The organism is Haloferula sp. (genome assembly GCF_049672945.1).
In the GTDB taxonomy this organism is placed as follows: Bacteria; Verrucomicrobiota; Verrucomicrobiia; order Verrucomicrobiales; family Akkermansiaceae; genus Haloferula.
In genome coordinates this window covers 1-1,954 of record NZ_JBATWY010000209.1, presented here as the reverse complement: position 1 = coordinate 1,954, position 1,954 = coordinate 1, and the positions used below count along the sequence as shown (strand labels likewise).

Sequence of the window (1,954 nt, the reverse complement as noted above, 5' to 3'; positions counted from 1 at the left end):
GCCGAACGTCTGTCGGATCATGCTTTGCGACTGCCGAGTCTGTCGTGAAACGGAGCTCGATGGCACGGTCGACCCAGCTCGTTACGATTCCGAGGCGCAGCCTACGGAGGTGATTTGCCGGTTCCTCGACTGGATGGCGGACCACCCTTATGGCTTGGCGACCTCAAGCCCTGCGGCAGCTGAGGTCTGCCGGATGAAGGAAACCCTCCACCTGCCATCGCTGCAGATCGCCTGAATCGTCAATTCGTACACGGAAAACGGCCCGGTCGACAATCGATGGAGGCATCGACGGTCAACGCGGGCCGTTGTGTGATCTGGGAGGAGAAAATCAGGCGGTGCCGGGAACGGGTGGCTCTTCGGCAGGAAGGGTGATGGCGCCCTTTTCGAAGGTAAGCGGATCGACCGGGCACTTGTAGGCGAAGAACGGTGATTTTTCGTTCTCGGTGACATCGACCCAGCGGATCATTTGTCCGGTGTAGGAAGACATCCGGCTAATGATGGCCACCAGTGTGGATTCAGCGATCTGCTTGGCTTCATTGCGTGGCTTGCCGGCTCGCACGGAAGTAATCAGGTCGACGTGCTCTTGGACCATCGCATTGTCGCTCTCGAGTTTGATTTCGGCGATGCTGACATCCTTGCCGTTCATCTTGCCGCCGCCGAAGCAGCTGCCTTCGGTACCGGTAAACATCTCGCCGACGCGGCCGTAGGCTCCGGTGAGCTGACGGCACTGACTGTGAATGTGGACATCGTCGCCGAAGTCGAGGTCGACACTGAAGAAGTCGAATTGGTTGCCGGTTACGCGACGGGCGCGACCACCAAAGCCAAGTGCGGAGACCGGAAGGCGTCCGAGGAACCAGATGGCGACGTCGATATTGTGGACGTGCTGTTCGACGATGTGATCGCCCGAGAGCTCGGTGAAGTTCAGCCAGTTACGGGTGATGTAGTCGGTGTCGGACCAGCCGGGTTGGCGCTCCTTGATCCAAGGGATGCGGCCATTCCACTGGATGACGCCACCCTTGATCTCGCCGATGGCTCCGGCATCGATCTTCGCTTTGTTTTCAAGGTAGCCCTTTTGGTGGCGGCGCTGGGTGCCGGCGACAACGCCGAGGCCTTTCTTCTTGGCGATCTCGCCGGCAGCCATGACGGCGCGGGAACCGACCGGGTCGACGGCCACGGGCTTCTCAATGAAGCAGTGTTTGCCAGCTTCGACCGCAGCGGCGAAATGGACCGGGCGGAAGCCGGGAGGGGTGGCCATGATCACGTATTCGCAATCGGTCGCGAGGGCTTTCTTGTAGGCCTCATAGCCGGTGAATTGGAGTTCTTTCGCCACGCCGTGCTTCTTCGCCAGTCCGGAAACGCGGTCTTCAAAGGCATCCGCCAAGGCGACGATCTCAGGCTTGATGCCAAGGACTTTGCAGGCATCCATGAAGTTCTCGAGTGCGCCGGATCCACGTCCGCCACAGCCGATGACCGCGACCTTGATGGAGTCGCCGCTGAGGTTCGATTGAGCCCGAAGCAATGGCGCACCCGCGATGGCTGCGCCGGCCAAGGCGGTGTTGGTGACAAATTGGCGTCGATTCAGAGGCTGGGTCATGGTCGTTCAGGTTTCTGTATTGGATGGTTGCTGGTAGGCGAAAAACGCCAGTGTTCAGTCGATTGAAACGTGGTTCTTGCGACCGATATTTCACTGATTGTTTCGGCAGGGAATCGAGCAGCTACGGGCTTTCGCGGCGACGGCTTCCTTGACGCCCTTGGGGCTCTGTTCATAGTTCACGGGCAATGCCGAAAATTTCTCATTCTGTGGATCAATTCAAACTGCTGAATCTTGGATATCTCCAAGGGGGCAAGGGTCCGTATGTGGTTCGTCAAGACGGCCACGCCCCCGGCAGTATGACGATGGAGGAGCATCGATTTTACCTGATGGCAGACGGGAGCTGGATGAGGAACTATACCT

The 1,954-nt window shown here is 58.8% G+C and carries 2 protein-coding genes; one reads left to right on the top strand and one right to left on the bottom strand.

The window, feature by feature from the left end; genetic code table 11:
* The coding region (locus WBG04_RS18380) for a hypothetical protein (protein WP_424316173.1) at positions 1-235 on the top strand (235 nt) is incomplete at its 5' end.
* Between the two features lie 93 nt (positions 236-328).
* Here the strand turns inward: WBG04_RS18380 and WBG04_RS18375 are convergent.
* Entirely contained in the window at positions 329-1,594 is a 1,266-nt protein-coding gene (locus tag WBG04_RS18375) for a Gfo/Idh/MocA family protein (protein WP_424316172.1), read from the bottom strand.
* Positions 1,595-1,954: the final 360 nt, after the last annotated feature.